1 pseudogene is annotated in these 401 nt (G+C 73.8%); it reads right to left on the bottom strand.

Annotated features, from left to right (window positions below):
* Positions 1-36 precede the first annotated feature (36 nt).
* Positions 37-401: pseudogene (locus LPA54_RS40940) on the bottom strand (hypothetical protein); the annotation flags it as partial.

The following is a 401-nucleotide window of genomic DNA, read 5'->3' as shown; positions in this document are numbered from 1 at the left end:
CACGGACTACACGGTGAAGAACGCGAACGCGGTGAAGACGCGTCCGCCCCCGCGGGCCAGGAACGCGCTGAGCGAGCGGTACCACGGCGGCCGGGCGTCACGGCCGCGCAGCAGGGGCGCGACGGCGAGCAGCAGGCTGGGCCAGACGAAGTAGAGGAGCAGGTTGCCGCTGATCAGGGTGCCGACGATCCACAGGCCGACGACGGCGGCCGCCCACAGCGTCTCCAGGCGCCGGGCGCGCAGCGCGTGGGCGAGGACGCGGGCGGCGTCGAAGCCGAGCGAGGGCGCGACGACCCGCTGTTCGTGGAGGTAGAGCTCCTCGATGACACGGTCGCGGTAGCCGGGGTCCAGGTAGGTCCCCGCGCACAGCAGCCGGGTCGCCTCGCTGGCGTACGGGGGCA

This window comes from Streptomyces sp. DH12 (assembly GCF_020873895.1).
GTDB lineage: Bacteria > Actinomycetota > Actinomycetes > Streptomycetales > Streptomycetaceae > Streptomyces.
The sequence above is the reverse complement of the archived record's forward strand: the minus strand, read 5'-3'. Positions and strand labels throughout refer to the sequence as shown.